Raw genomic sequence first — 18,112 nt, 5'->3', positions numbered from 1 at the left:
TAAGGGTACGCGATTCGTGTCACGAGGTCAGGTCGGTCTGGCTTGAAAACGAAACGGGGACGCAGCACGCCCCCGCCACCTCGCCACCGGCATCGCTCGGCTCAGCTGGAGGGCTCCTCGAGCGGCTCGATGCGTACCAGGTCCTCATAGGCATGCCAGCTGGCATGGCCGAGGACCGGCAGGATCAGGGCCAGGCCGATATAGAAGGTCGCCACCCCGACCAGCACGCAGCCCGTGAGGATGGCGGCCCACAGCAACATGGGACGGAAGTTCCTGGCCACCGACCGGATACTCGCCTCGATCCCCTCCATGAAGGTCAGGTCCTGATCCATCAGGGTCGGAATCGCCACCACGCTGATGGTGAAGGCGCCGAAGGCCAGCACCGCCCCGATGGCCGTGCCCACCAGCAGCATGCCCAGTCCCTGGGGCGTGGTCAGCAGCGTCAGGTAGAGAGACTCGGGATCGGGCGCACCGAGCCCGAAGAACAGGGCGAACAGCAGTGTCGCCAGGCGGATCCAGGCGAGGAAGAAGATCATCATCATCACGCCCATCATCGCCAGTTGGCCGGCATGTCCCCTCCAGCCACCGAAGGCATCGCCCAGGGTGGGGTCGCGTCCGGCCTCCAGGGCCCGGCTGATGCCATAGGAGCCCACCGCCACCAGGGGGCCGATGAACATGAAGCCGGCGATCAGCGGCAGCAGCCAGTGCCATAGGCCCAGGGTGAAGGCCCCGGCCGTGATGGCGATGCTCAGCCCGACCCAGAACATGCCATAGGCCAGGCTCACCGCCGTGGCACGCCGGAAGTCCTCGAAGCCGGCCGCCAGCCAGGCTCGAGGCTTGTCCATGCCGACGGGGCGGATGGTGATCTTGACGTTGGCTGGCGCCTTGGCACGGCTTTTCGTGGCTGCTGCACTCATGGAGTCACCCCTGTTGCCGTCGATGGAGCCCCGGTGCTGCCGGGTCAGTCAGAGGCCGTATTCGGCCATCAGGCCCCATACGCGCTTACCCCCTTGATATCTGATCAATGTAGACGACACCCTGCCATCCCGCCGATGCCGACACCGCCGTTCCCTCAACGCTGCGCGGGTCGAAACGCGAACGCCCCCGACGGGGCGGGGGCGTTCGCGTCGGCCGGGGCCGCGGGTCGCTCAGCGCACGATCATCACCGATATCTTGCTGTGATGCACCACGTGCTCGGCATTGGGGCCCAGCACGTAGTCGGCGAACTTGCGCTTGTTGTGGGACGCCATGACGATCAGGTCGACCTCGAGCTTCCTGGCCGCCTTGATGATCGCCTCCCAGGGCGAACCGTCGACGAGCACGCTCTGGACGGTGATGTCTTCCGGCACGTTCTTCTGGATGAACTCGTGCTGGGCCTTCGTCATCGCCTCATGGGCCTTGGTGGCGAAATCCTCGGGGAAGTAGGCCCCCACCAGCGGCATCTGGTAGTCGGGCAGCACCGTCACCACATGCAGCGAGGCACCGAAGCTACGGCACAGCGTCAGCGCCGTGGGCAGGGCCTTGCTCCAGGAGGCCTCCTCGTTGAGATCCACCGGTAGCAGTATCTTGCTGTACATGAGCATTACCTCCTTCAGGCCGAAACCGGCTCAGCGCTGCGCTCCCGACGCCGGCGCTGCAGCAGCACCACCAGGCCGAACACCAGGAAGGCGGGAATCCACATCAGCTCCTTGGTCCAGCGATCCACCGGGGCCTGGACCCGGACGATCGCCTGATCGAAGTCGAAGCCCATGTTCGCCGCCTGGCTACCATAGGCGACCATGTCGACCACGGCCCGGTCGTCCTCGATGAGCAGCTCGAGGCCCAGGTTACCGAGGCGCTCCTGGCCGTCCGCCCCCTCCGGCACCGGCAGGGTCATGTAGGTCGTCATGGGATCCCCATAGGCATCCAGCCCGCTGATCTGCACCCGCAGGGTGGAGTCGGGGTCGGCCTGGCCCAGGGCCTCGACGAACTGCGCGGGCGGGATGTCCTGGTAGGGATCGTGGATCATGTCCATCCAGAACCCGGGCCGGAACAGGGTGAAGGCCACCAGCAGCAGCAGGATCGACTCGTACCAGCGACTGCGCGTGACCATGAAGCCCTGGGTCGCGGCGGCGAAGATCAGCATCGCCACCGTGGCCACCACGAAGATCAGGATCCCCTGCAGGAAGGACACGTCGATCAGCAGCAGGTCGGTATTGAAGATGAACAGGAAGGGCAGCGCCGCGGTGCGCAGGCTGTAGTAGAACGCCTGGAAGCCGGTGCGGATGGGGTCGCCGCCGGAGACCGCGGCGGCGGCGAAGGACGCCAGGCCCACCGGCGGCGTCACGTCGGCCATGATGCCGAAGTAGAAGACGAACAGGTGGACCGCGATCAGCGGCACCAGCAGGCCGTTCTGCTCGCCGAGCTGGACGATCACCGGCGCCAGCAGCGCCGACACCACGATGTAGTTGGCCGTGGTGGGCAGGCCCATGCCGAGGATCAGGCTGAGCACCGCGGTGAACAGCAGGATCAGCATCAGGTTGCCCATCGAGAGGATCTCCACCACGTCGGCGAGCACCAGCCCCACGCCGGTCTGGGAGACCGCCCCCACGATGATGCCGGCGGTGGCCGTGGCGATGCCGATGCCGATCATGTTGCGCGCACCGCCGACCAGGCCCTCCCAGAGATCGAGCAGGCCCTCGCGGATGTCCCCGCCGAGACTGCTGCGGTGGCGGAAGAGCGCGGTGATCGGCCGCTGGGTGACCATGATGAAGATCATGAAGACGGTGGCCCAGAAGGCCGACAGCCCCGGCGAGAGGCGCTCCACCATCAGGCACCAGATCAGCACGATGACGGGCAGGATGTACTGCAAGCCGACCATCACCGTGGGCTTGGTCTGGGGCAGCTTGTAGACCGGCTCGTTGGGGTCGTCGAGCTCGAGTTCCGGATAGCCGGCGGCCACCTTGAGCAGCCCCACGTAGACCGCGGCCAGGACCACCGCCACCACCCAGGGCGTGGCACCGCCCAGCAGCGGCTTGAGCCAGCCCAGTCCGTAGTAGACCACCAGGGCCGTGATCATCATCAGCAGCAGGCCGGCGAGGAAGCCGATCACCTTGCGCACCAGGGGCTTGGGCGGGTTGCTGCTCTCCAGGCCCTGCAGGTTCGCCTTGAGCGCCTCGAGGTGGACGATGTAGACCAGCGCGATGTAGGAAATCAGCGCCGGCAGGAAGGCATGCTTGATGACCTCCACATAGGAGATGCCCACGTACTCGACCATCAGGAAGGCCGCGGCCCCCATCACCGGCGGCATGATCTGGCCATTGACCGAGGACGCCACCTCCACGGCCCCGGCCTTCTCGGCCGGGAAGCCGACCCGTTTCATCATCGGCACGGTGAAGGTCCCGGTGGTCACCACGTTGGCGATGGAGGAGCCGGAGATCAGCCCGGTCATGCCGGAGGCCACCACGGCCGCCTTGGCCGGCCCGCCGCGGTAGTGGCCGAGCAGCGAGAAGGCGACCTTGATGAAGTAGTTGCCGGCGCCGGCCTTGTCGAGCAGGGCGCCGAACAGCACGAACAGGAACACGAAGCTGGTCGACACGCCCAGCGCGATGCCGAACACCCCCTGGGTGGTCAGCCACTGGTGGTTGATCAGCCCGTAGAGGCTGACGCCCCCATGCGACAGGATGCCGGGCATGTAAGGGCCCGCCAGGCTGTAGACCAGGAAGACCGTCGCCACGATCATCAGCGGCGGCCCCAGGGCACGCCGCGTGGCCTCGAGCAGCAGCAGGATGCCGACCACGCCGACGATCACGTCCTGGGTGATCGGGGCGCCGGGACGCTGGGCGAGCTGCTCGTAGAACAGGAACATGTAGGCGCCGCAGAAGGCCGCCACTGCGGCCAGCACCCAATCCTGGAGGGGGATGCGGTCGCGCGGGGAGCGCTTGAGCGCCGGATAGGCCATGTAGGCCAGGAACAGCGCAAAGGCCAGGTGGATGGAGCGCGCCTCGGTGGCGTTGAAGACACCGAACCCCAGCACGAAGGGGATCGGCGAGGCGATCCATAGCTGGAAGAGCGACCACACCGCGGCGATGCTGACCAGCAGCTTGCCCGGCGTTCCGGCCGGCTTGCGGGCCCCGGTGTCGCTGGAGGCGACCATGTCCTCCAGGTCGACTTCGGATCCCGGAGCCCTGTTGTTGTCCTCAGTCATAAGCATGCCCTGCTCTGCGTCGGTTGCCACAAGGTTGCGCCTGCGGTGCTGTCGGCAGCGCAAACGCAATGCGCGGCCCTCGGCGAGGGCCGCGCATCATTCAGCGAATATGCAGTGATCTCAGGCGTCGACGATCACTCGATCCAGCCCTGTTCGCGATAGTAGCGCGCGGCCCCCTCGTGAAGCGGGGCGGACAGCCCGGCGGTCACCATCTCCTGCGGATCGAGGTTCTCGAAGGCCGGGTGCAGGCGCTTGAAGCGATCGAAGTTGTCGAAGATCGCCTTGACGGTCTGGTAGACCACCTCCTCGTCGGTATCGGCATCGGTGACGAAGGTCGCGGCGACACCGAAGGTCTCGACGTCATCCGGATTGCCCTTGTAGAGACCGCCGGGGATGACCGACTTGGAATAGTAGGGATGCTCCTCGACGATGCCGTCGATGGCCTCGCCATTCAGCGGAATCAGCCGGGCATCGACGGTGGTGGTGGCCTCCTGGATGGAGCCGTTGGGATGGCCCACCACGTAGACCATGGCATCGACGTTGTTGTCGGCGAGCGCCGCGGCCTGCTCGGCGGCATCCAGCTGGGAGGCCAGCGAGAAGGTGTCCTCGGTCCAGCCCTTGGCGTCCATGACCACTTCCATGGTGTTGCGCTGGCCGGAGCCCGGGTTGCCGATGTTGACGCGCTTGCCTTCCAGGTCGTCGAGGGTCTCGATACCGGAATCGGCACGGGCCAGCAGGGTCAACGGCTCGCCGTGCACGCGGAAGACGGCACGCAGTTCCTCGTAGGCGTCACCCTCGAAGTTGCCGGTGCCGTTGTAGGCCTGGTACTGCACGTCGGACTGCACCACGCCCATGTCCAGCTCGCCGGACTTGATGCCGTTGATGTTGGCCACGGAACCGCCGGTGGACGGTGCGTTGCACTTGATATCGACATCCTCGAGACGGTTGACCAGGCGGCAGACCGACTGGCCGACCACGTAGTAGACCCCGGTCTGGCCGCCGGTACCGATGGTGATGAACTGCTCCTGAGCCACGGCCGGCGTGGAGAACACCGCGGCGCCGAGCAGTGCCCCGGAGAAGGCGGCAGCGGAGAAAGCATGGCGTTTCATTGACACACCTCTTGACATGATGGGCATGGCGTTCGGTCGACGGTCCATCGTCAGCGACCGCCTGGGGCCGAACCGTACTTTCCTACTTTAGCTAAGAAACGGCTGTCTGATGAGGAATTTTTCTTTCCGTGTCAGTCTAGTTGCCGCCAACGTTTAGGGCTCGTTAATTTTCCCGCCGCCCAGACGGCCCGGGCCCGGCGTGTCGGCCGGGCCCGGGAGAATCGGTCGCCGCGAAGGGCCTCAGGAGGCCTTGGTGATCAGCGCCTGCTTGGCCTGCTTCATGGCGGCGAAGTCGGCTTCATAGAAGAACTCGCTCTCGCCCAGCGCAGGCGTGAGGTGGTTGAGCCAGGTGGCGTTCTCGTCGTACCTGGCGAAGAACGGCCGCTGCACCCAGTCCGCGTCGCGGCCCTGGATGAAACGCAGCACGAACACCTTCTCGCCCTTGATTTCCGTCACCCCCTGGATCTCCACCTTGCCGGGGTCGGCCGACATGGAAGGCCCGCGGGCGGTCCGCGCCAGGCCCGGCACCCGCTTCATCGCCTCGCGATAGATCTCCCAGGCACGCACCAGCGGCACCTCGAAGTAGTGACGGGCACCGGTATCGCGCTCCACGAACATGTAGTAGGGGATCATCCCCAGGCGCACCTGGGTGGTCCACATCCTCGCCCACTGTTCGGCATCGTCATTGATATGGCGGAGCAAGGGGGCCTGGGTGCGGATCTCGGCCCCGGTGGCGCGGATGCGGCGGATCGCCTCACGGCAGATGGGCGTGTCCATCTCGCGCCAGTGGTTGAAGTGCGCCATGAAGGCGACATGCTTGCCGGCAGCCACCAATTCCCCGAACAGCTGCAGGATATCCTCGGCATCGGGGTCGGTGACGAAGCGATAGGGCCAGAAGGTCAGGCTCTTGGTGCCGATGCGGATATCCTGCACATGATCCAGCTCGGGCGCCATCAGGCCTTCCAGGTACTGGCGCAGGTGCTTGGCCTTCATCACCATGGGATCGCCGCCGGTCATCAGGAGGTCGGTGACCTCGGGGTGCTCGGCCAGGTAACGATGCAGCGAGCCGGCCTCACTGGAAGCGAACTTGAGGTCCTTGTCGCCGACGAACTGCGCCCAGCGGAAGCAGAAGGTGCAGTAGCTGTGGCAGACCTGCCCCTGGCTGGGGAAGAACAGCACCGTCTCGCGGTACTTGTGCTGCATGCCCGGCAACGGCTCGCCGTCGAGCAGCGGCAGGTTGAGATCCATCTGGCCAGCCGGGTGGGGATTGAGTTCCACGCGGATCCGCTCGATCACCGGCTTCATCTCGTCGGCGGGGGCCTCCCGGGCCATCAGCGCGGCGACCTCGTCGAAATGCGCCGGCTTGAGCATGCCGCGCTGGGGAAAGGTGAGCTGGAAGACCGGGTCGTCGGGCACCCTCTCCCAGTCGATCAGCTCATCGATCACGTATTCGTTGACGCGAAACGGCAGCACCTGGCTGACCACCCGCATGTCGAAGCGCAGCGCCTCGGGCAGCTGCTCGAGCGCCTCGATCCTGTCGAGCTGGCGATGGGTATAGACCTTGAACTGCCGGGCCTCGAAGGCTTCGGCACGGGGATCGCCGAGTTCCAGGGTCACACGCTGATTCATGCCATCTCCTCCGTTGTTCTGTCACGGCCGGCGCGGGACGCATCCCATCGGTGCCCCATCACGGGGGCGTGCCGTGGCCTGGGCAAGGGGCTGGTAGTGGTACAGCGCAAGAGGAGGGCTTGCAAGTATTCGCGCACAATTGCAACGAATGTCTCGAAAACATCGCCATTTCGCAACTAACCGTTCATGTGCATCGCGGCCGGGAGGCCCCGGGCGAGCCGCGCCCGAGGCCGTGAGGGGCTCGAGGCCCCCGCGCCGGCGCAAACCACGATACGCTGGAAGGACATCCTGTCGGACCCGTGTCGCCGGAGGAGCCGTCATGAACCTGCTCGCCTGCCAGATCGCCATTCCCCGCACCCGCTGTCGCGGCGATCAGCTCCGCCACCTGCGCGCCCTGTGCCGCCGCCTGCGGGAGGCCTGCCGGGAGCGGGTACCGGACCTGATCGTGCTGCCGGAGCTCGCCGCCCAGGAATACGGCAACGGCGCCTTCGCCTGCCTGCGCGACCTCGACGATGACGGGCGGGGACCGGTGGCCGGGACCTTCGCCGAACTGGCCCGCGAGCTCGGCTGCCATATCGCCGTGGGCGTGGCGCGGCGGGACGGTGGGCGTCACCACATCAGCCAGCTGCTGCTGGGTCCCGACGGGGAACTCGCCGGCGTCTACGACAAGCTGCACTGCGCCCAATTCGGCGCCTCGGCGGAGGCCGCCCACTTCACTCCGGGCGAGCACCTGCTGGTCACCGAGATCGCCGGATGGCGCCTGGGCGTGATGATCTGCTACGACCTGCGCTTCCCCGAGCTCGCCCGGCGGATGGCCGAGCTCGGGGTCGAGTTGATGCTGCACCCCGTGGCCTTCACCCGCGACTTCTCCTTCGTCAGCTGGCACGCCTTCGTCATCGCCCGGGCCATGGAGAACCAGTGCTACTGGCTGAGCCTGAACCGGGCCGGCGAGGCGTGGGGACACTCCCTCCTCTGCCCGCCGCTGGTCGACGAGGAGCACCCGGTCACGACGCTCGGCGCCGAGGAAACGCTGCGCTGGCTGCACCTGGACCGCACGGCCCTGAGGGATGCCCGCACGCGGCTGCCCCTGGGCCAGGATCGCCGTGACGACCTTGCCTCCCTGCGGCCCTGGACACCAGACTGACTGATTGTCCCATGAGCGAATTCTCGAGGAGACCGAGATGAACGCATCCTCGTCCCACATCGAATGCCGCCAGGGCGATATCGCCCGCCAGGACGACATGGTCGCCGTGGTCAACGCGGCCAACGCCCAGCTGCGCACTGGCGGCGGCGTGGCCGGTGCCCTGCACCGGGCCGCCGGTCCCGAGCTGGCCGAAGCGGGCCGCCCCCTGGCCCCCCTCCACCCGGGGCAGGCGGTGCTCACCGAGGCCTTCGGCCTGCCCAATCGCTATGTGATCCACTGCCTCGGCCCGGTCTACGGCGTCGACGAGCCCTCCGACGAACTGCTCGCCGCCTGCTATCGCCATGCCCTGCAACTGGCGGAGCAGCACGGCATCGAGAGCCTCGCCTTTCCGGCCCTCTCCACCGGCGCCTTCGGCTATCCGGCCGCGGAGGCCGCCCGCATCGCACTGGCCACGGTGATGGACACCCTGCCCGATTGTCCCTCGGTGCGCCGGGTGCGCTTCGTGCTCTTCGATGCCGAGAGCGCCGACCTGCACCGGCGTACCCTGGCCAGTCTGGAGGACGGCGCCGGCTAGCGCCGAGCCGCCGGATCGCCTCGCCGCTGCGTTCGACCCGGTGCTCAGGCGGCGCTCGGGAGGCGCGACGCCCTGCCCCACGGCTAGACGTTATAGCCGAGTGCCCCGGGCAACCACAGGGCGATGGCCGGGAAGGCCACCACCAGGGCCAGGGCCGCGGCCATGGCGACCACGAATACCAGCGCCCAACCCAGGGTCTGCTCCAGGCGGACCCGAGCCACCTCGGTGGTGACCATCAGGTTGACCGCCACCGGCGGCGTGAATTGGCCGATGGCGATGTTCATCGCCATCAGGATGCCGAACCAGACGGGATTCCAGCCGAAGTGCTGCATCACCGGCACCAGGATCGGCATCATGATCAGGTAGATGGAGATGGCGTCGAGCAGCATGCCGGCCACCAGCACCGCCAGCATGATCAGCAGCAGGGTGCCGTCGTCGGACAGCCCGATCACCCCCTCGGCCAGATGGCGGAAGGTGCCCAGCATGGTGCCGGCCCAGGCGAAGATGCCGGCCAGCGAGATGATCAGCATCACCACGCCGGAAATCACCGCCGCCTCGCCGAACAGCCGCCAGAGGTCGCGCCAGCCGAGCTCGCGGGTCAGCCACAGGCCCACGACCACGCCATAGGTCACCGCCACCACCGCCGCCTCGGTGGGCGTGAAGAGCCCGCTGCGCAGCCCGCCGAGGATCAGCACCGGAGCGAACAGCGCCGGGATGGCCTGGCGGAAGCTCGCCCCGAGCGGCGGGCGACGTCCTCCGGGGCCTCCCAGCGATGGTGTCGCGACAGCCACCAGGCCGGCACCAGCAGCGCCGCCCCCGCCAGCATCCCCGGGAACAGGCCGGCGGCGAACAGCGCCCGCAGGTCCACCCCCGGCACCACGATGGAATACAGGATCAGCGCCACCGAGGGCGGGATCAGGATCGCCGTGGAGGCCGAGGCCGCGATCAGCGTCACCGAGAAGGGCCTCGGATAGCCGGCCCGGGTCATGCTCGGCAGCATGACCATGGCCACGGCCGCCGCATCGGCGGGGCCGGAGCCGCTCATGCCGCCCATGATCATGCACACCAGCACCGCCACCAGCGCCAGGCCGCCGTGGCGCGGGCCGATCAGCGCCTGGGCGAAGCGCACCAAGCGCCGCCACCCCGGCACGCTCGAAGATCAGCCCGGTGAGGATGAACAGCGGGTTCTCCTGGCCGTCCACGGCGCCGGTGGTCAGGCGCCGGCTTGGCGTCGGCCCAGCTCATCTGGGTGGGATTGGCGCCCAGGGCGGTGAAGGTGTCCTGGAAGAGCGGCGAGCCCACCACCCGGATCTTCAGCCCCTCGAGGTCGGCCGGCTCCTCGATGTCACCGCGGGAATTGGAGATCTGGCGGAAGCCGTTCTCGCCCCAGGCCAGGGGCACCACGCCCTTGTCCTCGATGGCGGAGAAGATCATCTCGCCGGCCTGGGCCGTCAGGACCGAGGTCAGCAGGGCGGCACCGGCCTCCACAAGCGTAGCGGCGCCCCGTCCCGGCTGGCGCCATTGCCTCCCCACCAGTGTATACAAATAATCATTGAAAGAGTGCACAACAGATTCTATAAATGTGTACGGCCGATGAAAATGGGAACACTCGACAGTACCTGTTGTGTACAAACCTGGTGCACCACCGCCCGGTCCCGCGCCGCGACCGGGCGAGCCTCAGGGCATCGGCCGCCTCCAACGACAACAACATCGGAGAACATGATGCGCACCAAGACCACGCTCGTCCTCGCCACCGCCGCCACGTCCCTGCTCCTCGGCCAGGGCGCCAGCGCCGCCCTCTACAGCACCACCAAGGTCGAGGCGCTCTACGGCTGGGACTACGAGGCCGAGGCCGGCGCCGGCTTCCCCATCGACACCGAGGAGCACGCCATCCTCACCGTCGCCAATGCGACGGGCTGGACCTATGGCGACAGCTTCTTCTTCGCCGACTTCACCAACCTGGATCAGGGCCACGAGGACGAGCAGGACTTCGGCAGCACCCATGCCGAGTGGAACCTCCGGGGCAATATCGGCAAGGCCACCGGTCTCGATCTCGCCGTCGGCCCGGTGACCGGCCTCTACGTGACCGGCCAGCTGGATCTGGACCGCAACTCGGCGACCCGCAAGACCACCCACCTGGCGGGCCTCTCCGCCGACCTGGCGGTGCCCGGCTTCCGTTTCCTCAAGGTCTACGCGATGTATCGCAACGACGAGAGCGAGGCCGCCGACGGCAGCTCGGTGCAGTACACCGCGGCCTGGAACCTGCCCTTCCAGCTCGGCGGGGCGGACTTCTCCTTCGAGGGCTTCGTCGACTACATCACCGAGGAGGGCGAGCTGGAGGCCCAGCTGCTGACCCAGCCCCAGCTGGTCTGGCACGCCACCGGCAACCTCGGCGTCGGCCTGGAGTACCAGCACTGGGAGAACAAGTTCGGCCTCGAGGACACCGACGAGTCGTTCCCCCAGGCCATGGTGCGCTGGACCTTCTGATCGACACGCGTCGACACGCGAGAGGGGCGGCCGAGGCCGCCCCTCTCGGTTAGCCCTGAATGCCCCGCCGCCGACCCGGCTCGCGGCCCTCGTGTCAGTCGTCGCCCAGGGCGCGGTAGCGCGCCACGATGCTCGCGGGTGTATAGGGCTCGATGAGCGCCGCCGGGATGGCCGGGGGATCGGCCAGCAGGTCGCTCATCGCGGCGCCGAAGGCCTCGACATCGTCGAGGGGCACCAGTCCGCGCCTGAGCTCGCCCTGCAGGATGTCCGACGGCCCCGAGAGACAGTCGGTGCTGACCACGGGGGTCCCGCAGGCCAGGGCCTCCAGCAGCACGTTGGGCAGGCCCTCGTAGTCGGAGGACAGCATCAGCAGCCGCGCCCGGCGCATGTAGGGGTAGGGATTGTCACGCGCACCCAGCAGGGTGACGCGGTCCTCGAGGTTCAGGGCGTGGATCTCGCGCTCGACGCTCGCCCGGTCGCCATCGCCGATGAGCACCAGCGGCAGGTCGGTACCGCTTGCCAGGTAGCCTCTCAGCAGCCGGTCGAGGCGTTTCTGCGTCATGGCCAGCCGGCCCACGTAGAGACAGAAGTCCCGCCCGGCCCATTCCGGCTCGGCGATGGGGTCCCGCATCATGACCTGCAGGCGCTCCAGTTCCATGACATTGGGAATCACCCGAACCTCCCGCGGGCGGCAGCCGATCGAGGCCAGGGACTGGCGATTGGTCTCCGAGAGCACGATCAGGCGCTTGTCCCCGTACAGCCGGCACACCTTGCGACGCTTGATCCGTCGCCGCCAGCCCTGCTTGTTGGAGAGCAGTTCCTGGCGAGGGTCGGAGCGAATGCACAGCCAGGCCCGATCCGCCAGGCAGGAACGGCTGACGACCTGATGGGCCTGGTGCAGGTTGGCCACCACCAGGTCGAAGGACGCCGGGTGCTCGGCGAGGAAGGCATCCAGCCGGCGCGCATGCAGCCGGTAGCGATGCAGCTTCTCGCGCCGCCCGCGTGGCGTGAAGGGCACCACCCTGACCTCGGCGCCCTCGGGCACGTCCAGGCCCAGGCGCTCGGACAGGGCGACCAGGGTGACCGACACGCCCTGGGCCAGCATGGCCCGGGTCAGCTTGAGCACGGAGCGAGGCGCCCCGCCACTGGCCAGCTGATCGATCACGAAAAGCACTCTTTGCATCCCACACCACTCCTTAGCTCATGCCACGGGCCCCATGGTAACCGGCCCGACGGTGATCTGCCCGCGGCGACCCCGGAAGCCACGCGGCAACCGAGGGCCATCTTTTGCTATGCTGGCGCCCTCTTCTCGCCATCGATCAAGGATGAGTCTTGCCATTACGGGACCTGGCCCTGGGCCTCGGCGTCGTCGCCATCTGGGCGCTGAACATCATCGTCATCAAGCTCGGCGTGGCGGAGCTGCCGCCACTGCTGCTGACCACCCTGCGCTTTGTGCTGGTGGCCGCGCTGCTGGTGCCCTTCCACCCGGTGGCCCGCCACCAGCTGCCCTTCCTGGCGCTGCTGTCGTTGACCTTCGGCACCCTGCACTTCGCCATGCTGTTCATCGGTCTGGAGCAGGCCGAGGCCGGGACGGGGGCGCTGCTGGTCCAGATGGGCACGCCCTTCGCCACCCTGCTGGCGGTGCTCTTCCTCAAGGAGCGGCTGGGCCCGCGCCGACTGGCCGGCCTGGTCCTGTCCTTCGCCGGCATCGTCGTGCTGGCCGGCGGCCCGACGCTGCCGGCGCCGCTGCCCACCGCGCTGCTGCTGGTGAGCGCCCTGGGCTGGGCCATCTCCCAGCTGTTGATCAAGCAGGGCCCCAACGTCCCGCCGATGGCACTGGCGGGCTGGGTGGCGCTGTTCGCCACGCCCCAGGTGGCGCTGGGCTCCTGGTGGTTCGAGCAGGGCCAGATCGACGCCCTGGCCGACGCCGGCTGGGCCGCCTGGGGCGCGGTCTTCTACACGGCGGTGATGTCGTCGATCCTCGCCTACGGCGTCTGGTACGGCCTGCTGCGCCGCCACCCGGTCAACCGGGTGGTGCCCATGGTGCTGCTGGTACCGGTGCTGGCGGTGGGCCTCGGGGTCGTGCTGCTCGGCGATGGCCTGGGGCCGCACAAGCTGATCGGCGGCGGGCTGGTGGTGGCCGGCATCGGCTTGATCGTGCTGCGCCTGGGCGGCCGGAAGGCCCCCGCCGAGGCCACCTCCTGATCGCTCAGCCATCCGCCGCCATGCTCGCCCGGCGACACTCCCCGCCATCGCCGGGCCAGCTGACACAGTCACCCGGCCCGACGCCCTTCTCCTCGAAGTAGCCGGCATTGACCTCCAGGGCGGCCCGATAGGCGGTGGCCGGCCGGGTCACCGGACAGTCCCGGGCCGCGTCGGCCGTGCAGGGGTCCATGCGGTGGATCTCGAGGATCCGCCCGGTCTCGTCGATGAAGGCGATATCCAGCGGGATGCGGGTGCGATACATCCAGAAGCCGTTGCGCGAGGGCTGGGTCCGCTCGTAGAGGAACAGCATGCCGGCGTCGGGGGGCAGGTGCTCGCGCCCCATCAGGCCCCGGCCGCGCTCGGCGAGGCTGCGTGCCACCTCCGCCCTCAGGCGAAGCGGACCCGCCTCCCCATGCAGGGTCACCGACACCCTGGGCAGGCGCGGCTCCTGGGCCAGGGCCGGCGCCCCCCAGAGCGACACGGTGGGCAACAGCAGCAGCGCCTGCAGCAGGCGACGGCGGGTCGGATCAGGCATCTCGGGCACGGGCGGGCTCCTTTCTGGGCTGGGCGACCTGCGGCATCAGGTGGATACCGGAGGCCAGCAGCGAAACGGTCACGGTCTCGCCCCGGGCCAGGCCGTTGCGGCGAGCGGCATGGGTGGCGATCTCGAAACGCAGGGTATCGTCGCAGTGATCGAAGGCCAGTGCCACGGACGCCATGCCCCCCAGGACCGCCATCTCGCTGACCCGTCCGGTGACCGGGTTCTCCCGCTCCCCGCGGGACGGCCGGCCCCGTCGATGCAGGACGATGTCGGAATTCGGCAGGTACCAGGCCAGGCGCCGCCCCGGGGGCAGCCCTTCCAGCCCCTCGGCCACCTCGAGCCGCCAGGGGCCCCACTGCAGCCGTCGCCGGCCCGCCTCGTCCGCCACCACGGTGCCGGCGAAGACGTTGTGGCGATCCAGCAGGCGCGCCACCTCGGGGGAGGCCGGCCGCCGGAACAGCGCCTCGGCGGGGGCCTGCTGCAGGCTGCGACCGGCATGCAGCACGCACAGCCGGTCGGCCAGGGCGGCGGCCTCGTCGAGGTCGTGGGTGACCAGCACGATGGGAATGTGGATCTCCTCGCGCAGCAGCGCCAGCTCCCGCTGCAGGCGCCGCCGCGTGACCTGGTCCACCGCCGAGAAGGGCTCGTCGAGCAACAGGACGCGCGGCTGGCGGGCCAGCGCCCGGGCCAGGGCGACACGCTGGCGCTGGCCGCCGGACAGCTCGCCGGGCAGGCGGCCGCCCAGCCCCTCCAGGCGCACCCGCGCCAGCCAGGCCTCCGCGACCGGGCGACGCTCGGCGGCGGGCAGCTGACCGAGCGCCACCATGACGTTGGCCCGGGCGTCGAGATGGGGAAAGAGCGCATAGTCCTGGAACACCAGCCCCACCCGGCGCTGCTGCGGTCGCGTCCAGCGCTGGCGGGCCGAGGCGAACCAGGTCTCGCCGGCACAGCGGATATCGCCCTCGGCCGGCCGGTAGAGACCGGCGATGGCCCGCAGCAGCGTCGTCTTGCCGCTGCCCGAGGGCCCCACCAGGGCCAGCAGCTCACCGGGGGCACAGCGGAAGGCGGCGTCGAGCGGGATCGGCCCCGCCTGGGCGACCCGCACCGACAGCTCGCCGGTCTCAGCGTCCATGCCGCCTCCTGCTGCGCCCGCTCAGCCCGTAGACCACGCCGATGGTCACGAAGGACACCAGCAGCAGCATGGCCGACATCAGTGCCGCCCCCTGCTCGTCGAAGGCCTGGACGCGGTCGTAGATGGCGATGGCGAGCGTCCGGGTCTCGCCATCGATGGCCCCCCCCACCATCAGGATCACCCCGAACTCCCCCAGGGTATGGGCAAAGGTCAGCGCCAGCGCCGAGACCAGCCCGGGCCACGCCAGCGGCAGCTCGATGCGCCACAGGGTCTGCCAGGGAGAGAGGCCACAGCACCAGGCGGCCTCGCGCAGGTTGCCAGGAATGCCCTCGAAGGCCCGCTGGATGGGCTGCACGGCGAAGGGCAGGTTGGCCACCAGGGAGGCGAGCAGGATGCCACTGAAGGTGAAGTTGAGGGTCGTGCCGGTGAGCGAGGCCCAGAAGGCACCGAAGGGGGCCTCGCGGCCGAAGCCCTGCATCAGGTAGAAGCCCAGTACCGTCGGCGGCATCACCAGCGGCAACGCCACCAGGGCCTCGCAGAGGGGACGGGCGCGAAAGCGGGCCAGCGCCAGGGTGCGCCCCAGCCACAGGCCCAGCGGGATCAGCAGCAGGCTGGTCAACGCCGCCAGGCGCAGCGAGACCCCCAGCGCCGGCCAATCCATCAGGAGCCGTCATCCTGCGTGGGCGGCTGGAAGCCACGGCGCTCCAGGATCGCCCGCGCCTGCTCCCCCTGGAGCCAGGCATGGAAGGCCCGCGCCCCCTCCCCGGCCCCGTCGAGCAGGGCCATGCGCTGCACCAGCGGCGCGTGCCAGTCGGCGGGAATCAGGACATGCTCGGCCTGCTCGGCCACCGTCGGGGCCAGCGCCAGGGAGTAGGCCACCAGCCCGCCCCGGGCCTCGTCGGCCAGGGCGAAGCGGGCCGCCTGGGAGACGTTCTCGCCCTGCACCCGCAGCCTCGCCGTCGGCGCCCAGAGGCCGGCATGGCTCAGCGCCTGGCGGGCCGCCACGCCATAGGGGGCATGCTCGGGATTGGCCAGGGCCAGCCGCGGCCGACCCTCGCCGTCCTCGAGGGCGGCAAGCGCCTGTCGCACCGCCGCCAGCGGCTCATCGGCCGAGGGCAACGCGCCACGTCCCCTGGCCTGCAACCAGACCAGCCGTCCCACGGCATAGACCCGGCTCGTCCCCTCGGTGAGGCCCGCCTCCTCGAGCACGCGCACGTTCGCCTCGTCCGCCGAGAGGAACAGCTCGAAGGGAGCATGCTGCAGGATCTGGCGACTCAGGTTGCCCGAGGCACCGAAGTTGACCCGGACATCGTTGCCGGTCTCGTCGCGGTAGGCCGCGACGAGCTCGGGGAACACGAACTGCAGCGACGAGGCCGCCGCCACGCTGGGCACCTCCATGGCCTGCACCAGGGGGGCCAGCCAGGGCAGCAGGAGCAGGGCCAGGCGGACCGCCCAGCGTCGGGGATGCATCATGGTTCGAGCCTCTCGAATGACGTGCCGTCAAGTGCCGACCGGACGGTCGGCATCGTCAAGGCGGCCGACACGGCCTGCCCGCTGCCGGATGACCTCCCCGACCCGACGATCCGGTCACGGGACGGACGAGGCGCCATGGCATGCCGAGCAGGCGGCCGGGCCGGACGATTCGGCAGCATTGTCATCCAGACGCGACGGACGGTAAAGGCGCCGGCCGGGGAAGCCGGCACCGAGCTGACGTGGATCAGGCCTGTTCGGGGGCACGACCGAGGATCGACTTGAGGTCGATGCGGGCCTCCCGGGGGCTCAGGTCGAGCAGTGCCTCGAGGCCATTCAGGTGGTCGTGGATATCGCCGCGGGCCGCCTCGGCGTCCCCGGCCTCCAGGTGGGCCAGCAGGCGGGAATGATCCCCCGCGAGATAGCAGGAGGCCAGGCCCGCGCGCTTGTAGAGGGCGATGACGATGGAGGTGCGCAGCACCAGGTCGGTGAGCATTGCGCCCAGTACGCGGTTGGGCGAATGCTCGGCCAACAGGTGGTGCAGGGTCAGGGAATGCTCGATACGCGCCGGCTCATCCCCCCGCTCGAAGGCCGCGACCTCGCCGCGCACCTGTTCGGCCAGGGCGGCCATGGGCTCGGCCGGGAGTCGGCCGGCCAGCAGGGCGACCACCTCGCCCTCGACCAGGCGCCGCGCATCGAAGGTCTCGCGGGTCTCCTCGATGCTCGGGGCGCGGACCCGGGCCACCTGGTTGGGCCGCTGGTCGATGACGTGCTCGGACGCCAGGCGAGTCAGGGCCTTGCGCACCACCGACCGGCTGACACCGAAGACCTCCCCCAGGGTCACCTCGGGCAGCTTGGTGCCCGGGGGCAGGCGCTGCATCAGCACCGCCCGGCGTACCTTGTCGACGATATCCCGGTCGCCGATGCGACGGTCGCCGACGCGTCCCTCGGCCAGCATCTCCGTGTGCCAGGCATTGTTCATGGTATGTCTCTCCGCATGGTCCTGGGGGAACCATCGCATTTTTAACGCCGTCTGACCACACCATGGCGATATTTTGTATACAAGAAGCTGCCCTCCCCTCAGCGATCCTGGTGCTCGGTCGTCACATCCAGGATCTTCAGGGTGTTGGTGCCACCGTGGGCATTCATGTGGTCGCCGCGGGTCAGGATGATGTGGTCCCCCGGCTCGGCGATACCCCGAGCCACCAGCAGGGCCAGGGCCCGATCGTTGAGTTCGGTGGCGCTCATCTCGCTGGTGTCGAAGGGCAACGAGGTCACCCCCCGGTACAGCGCCATGCGCCGCTGGGCGACGGGGTTGTGGGCCAGCCCGACGATCGGAAGCCCCGAGCGGATCCGCGAGGCGATCAGCGGCGTGTAGCCGGTGGCGGTCATGCAGGCGATGGCGGCCACCCCTTCCAGGTGGTTGGCGGCGTACATCGCCGACAGGGCGATGGTCTCGTCGATCTGTGAAAAGCCCTCGTGGATGCGGTGGCCGGATTCCTGGGCACTGCGCTCGCGCTCGGCGCCCAGGCAGACCCGGGCCATGGCCTCCACGGTCTCCACCGGGAAGTCGCCGGCGGCGGTCTCGGCGGAGAGCATCACCGCGTCGGTGGCGTCGAGCACGGCGTTGGCCAC

At 68.9% G+C, this 18,112-nt stretch carries 16 protein-coding genes and 2 pseudogenes; 4 read left to right on the top strand and 14 right to left on the bottom strand.

The genetic code is table 11. From position 1 onward, the window contains the following. Positions 1 to 101: 101 nt before the first annotated feature. The 5 genes from FHR97_RS15680 to FHR97_RS15660 all read right to left on the bottom strand — a co-directional run bounded on the left by FHR97_RS15680 (position 102) and on the right by FHR97_RS15660 (position 6,924). A complete protein-coding gene (locus FHR97_RS15680) occupies positions 102 to 917 on the bottom strand; it encodes a DUF2189 domain-containing protein (RefSeq protein WP_183384739.1) in 816 nt (271 codons plus the stop codon). A gap of 231 nt (positions 918 to 1,148) precedes the next feature. Then, the gene (locus FHR97_RS15675; protein ID WP_183384738.1) at positions 1,149 to 1,577 is read right to left on the bottom strand and encodes a universal stress protein; all 429 of its coding nucleotides are present in this window, start codon (positions 1,575 to 1,577) and stop codon (positions 1,149 to 1,151) included. A gap of 14 nt (positions 1,578 to 1,591) precedes the next feature. Then, entirely contained in the window at positions 1,592 to 4,186 is a 2,595-nt protein-coding gene (locus FHR97_RS15670; RefSeq protein ID WP_183384737.1) for a TRAP transporter permease, read from the bottom strand. Between the two features lie 134 nt (positions 4,187 to 4,320). Continuing rightward, complete coding sequence (locus tag FHR97_RS15665; RefSeq protein WP_183384736.1) at positions 4,321 to 5,295, bottom strand: TAXI family TRAP transporter solute-binding subunit; 975 nt, start codon at positions 5,293 to 5,295, stop codon at positions 4,321 to 4,323. A 240-nt stretch (positions 5,296 to 5,535) separates the two neighbouring features. Continuing rightward, positions 5,536 to 6,924, bottom strand: a complete 1,389-nt coding sequence (locus tag FHR97_RS15660) for a KamA family radical SAM protein (RefSeq protein WP_183384735.1) — start codon at positions 6,922 to 6,924, stop codon at positions 5,536 to 5,538. A gap of 319 nt (positions 6,925 to 7,243) precedes the next feature. Here FHR97_RS15660 and FHR97_RS15655 point away from each other — a divergent pair, with 319 nt between their 5' ends. Next, a complete protein-coding gene (locus tag FHR97_RS15655) occupies positions 7,244 to 8,068 on the top strand; it encodes a carbon-nitrogen hydrolase family protein (RefSeq protein WP_183384734.1) in 825 nt (274 codons plus the stop codon). Positions 8,069 to 8,105: 37 nt separating this feature from the next. After that, a complete protein-coding gene (locus FHR97_RS15650; RefSeq protein ID WP_183384733.1) occupies positions 8,106 to 8,642 on the top strand; it encodes a macro domain-containing protein in 537 nt (178 codons plus the stop codon). Positions 8,643 to 8,725: 83 nt separating this feature from the next. On the opposite strand, the pseudogene FHR97_RS15645 reads toward FHR97_RS15650, so the two are convergent. Together FHR97_RS15645 and FHR97_RS20750 are read right to left on the bottom strand one after the other, a co-directional pair. Continuing rightward, positions 8,726 to 9,826 (bottom strand): annotated as a pseudogene (locus FHR97_RS15645) (TRAP transporter large permease); the annotation flags it as partial. 103 nt (positions 9,827 to 9,929) lie between these two features. After that, positions 9,930 to 10,076: pseudogene (locus FHR97_RS20750) on the bottom strand (C4-dicarboxylate ABC transporter); the annotation flags it as partial. A gap of 288 nt (positions 10,077 to 10,364) precedes the next feature. Here FHR97_RS20750 and FHR97_RS15635 point away from each other — a divergent pair. Further along, the gene (locus tag FHR97_RS15635) at positions 10,365 to 11,129 is read left to right on the top strand and encodes an outer membrane protein OmpK (protein ID WP_183384732.1); all 765 of its coding nucleotides are present in this window, start codon (positions 10,365 to 10,367) and stop codon (positions 11,127 to 11,129) included. A gap of 94 nt (positions 11,130 to 11,223) precedes the next feature. On the opposite strand, the gene FHR97_RS15630 is transcribed toward FHR97_RS15635, so the two are convergent. Beyond that, complete coding sequence (locus tag FHR97_RS15630; protein ID WP_183384731.1) at positions 11,224 to 12,312, bottom strand: glycosyltransferase; 1,089 nt, start codon at positions 12,310 to 12,312, stop codon at positions 11,224 to 11,226. A gap of 149 nt (positions 12,313 to 12,461) precedes the next feature. Here FHR97_RS15630 and FHR97_RS15625 point away from each other — a divergent pair, with 149 nt between their 5' ends. Further along, positions 12,462 to 13,334 (top strand): DMT family transporter, encoded by an 873-nt coding sequence (locus tag FHR97_RS15625; protein ID WP_183384730.1) that lies wholly within the window; start codon positions 12,462 to 12,464, stop codon positions 13,332 to 13,334. Positions 13,335 to 13,338: 4 nt separating this feature from the next. Here the strand turns inward: FHR97_RS15625 and FHR97_RS15620 are convergent, their stop codons facing one another. The 6 genes from FHR97_RS15620 to FHR97_RS15595 all read right to left on the bottom strand — a co-directional run. After that, positions 13,339 to 13,869 (bottom strand): DUF192 domain-containing protein, encoded by a 531-nt coding sequence (locus tag FHR97_RS15620; protein WP_183384832.1) that lies wholly within the window; start codon positions 13,867 to 13,869, stop codon positions 13,339 to 13,341. Then, positions 13,862 to 15,007, bottom strand: a complete 1,146-nt coding sequence (locus FHR97_RS15615; RefSeq protein WP_183384729.1) for an ABC transporter ATP-binding protein — start codon at positions 15,005 to 15,007, stop codon at positions 13,862 to 13,864. Before FHR97_RS15615 ends, FHR97_RS15620 begins: the two co-directional genes overlap by 8 nt. Then, positions 14,997 to 15,668, bottom strand: a complete 672-nt coding sequence (gene modB / locus FHR97_RS15610) for a molybdate ABC transporter permease subunit (protein ID WP_183384728.1) — start codon at positions 15,666 to 15,668, stop codon at positions 14,997 to 14,999. The genes FHR97_RS15615 and modB overlap by 11 nt, the downstream gene beginning before the upstream one ends. Next, positions 15,668 to 16,480 carry a molybdate ABC transporter substrate-binding protein gene (gene modA, locus FHR97_RS15605; RefSeq protein ID WP_246404091.1) on the bottom strand — a complete coding sequence of 271 codons (813 nt, stop codon included), beginning with the start codon at positions 16,478 to 16,480 and terminating at the stop codon, positions 15,668 to 15,670. The genes modB and modA overlap by 1 nt, the downstream gene beginning before the upstream one ends. A 244-nt stretch (positions 16,481 to 16,724) precedes the next feature. After that, positions 16,725 to 17,459, bottom strand: a complete 735-nt coding sequence (locus FHR97_RS15600) for a GntR family transcriptional regulator (RefSeq protein ID WP_183384727.1) — start codon at positions 17,457 to 17,459, stop codon at positions 16,725 to 16,727. A gap of 98 nt (positions 17,460 to 17,557) precedes the next feature. Beyond that, positions 17,558 to 18,112: pyruvate kinase (locus FHR97_RS15595; protein WP_246404086.1), on the bottom strand; the 555-nt coding region annotated here is incomplete at its 5' end.

The organism is Halomonas stenophila (genome assembly GCF_014192275.1).
Taxonomy (GTDB): domain Bacteria; phylum Pseudomonadota; class Gammaproteobacteria; order Pseudomonadales; family Halomonadaceae; genus Halomonas; species Halomonas stenophila.
Note: the sequence above shows the minus strand (reverse complement) of the source record. Positions and strands in the feature narration are given on the sequence as shown.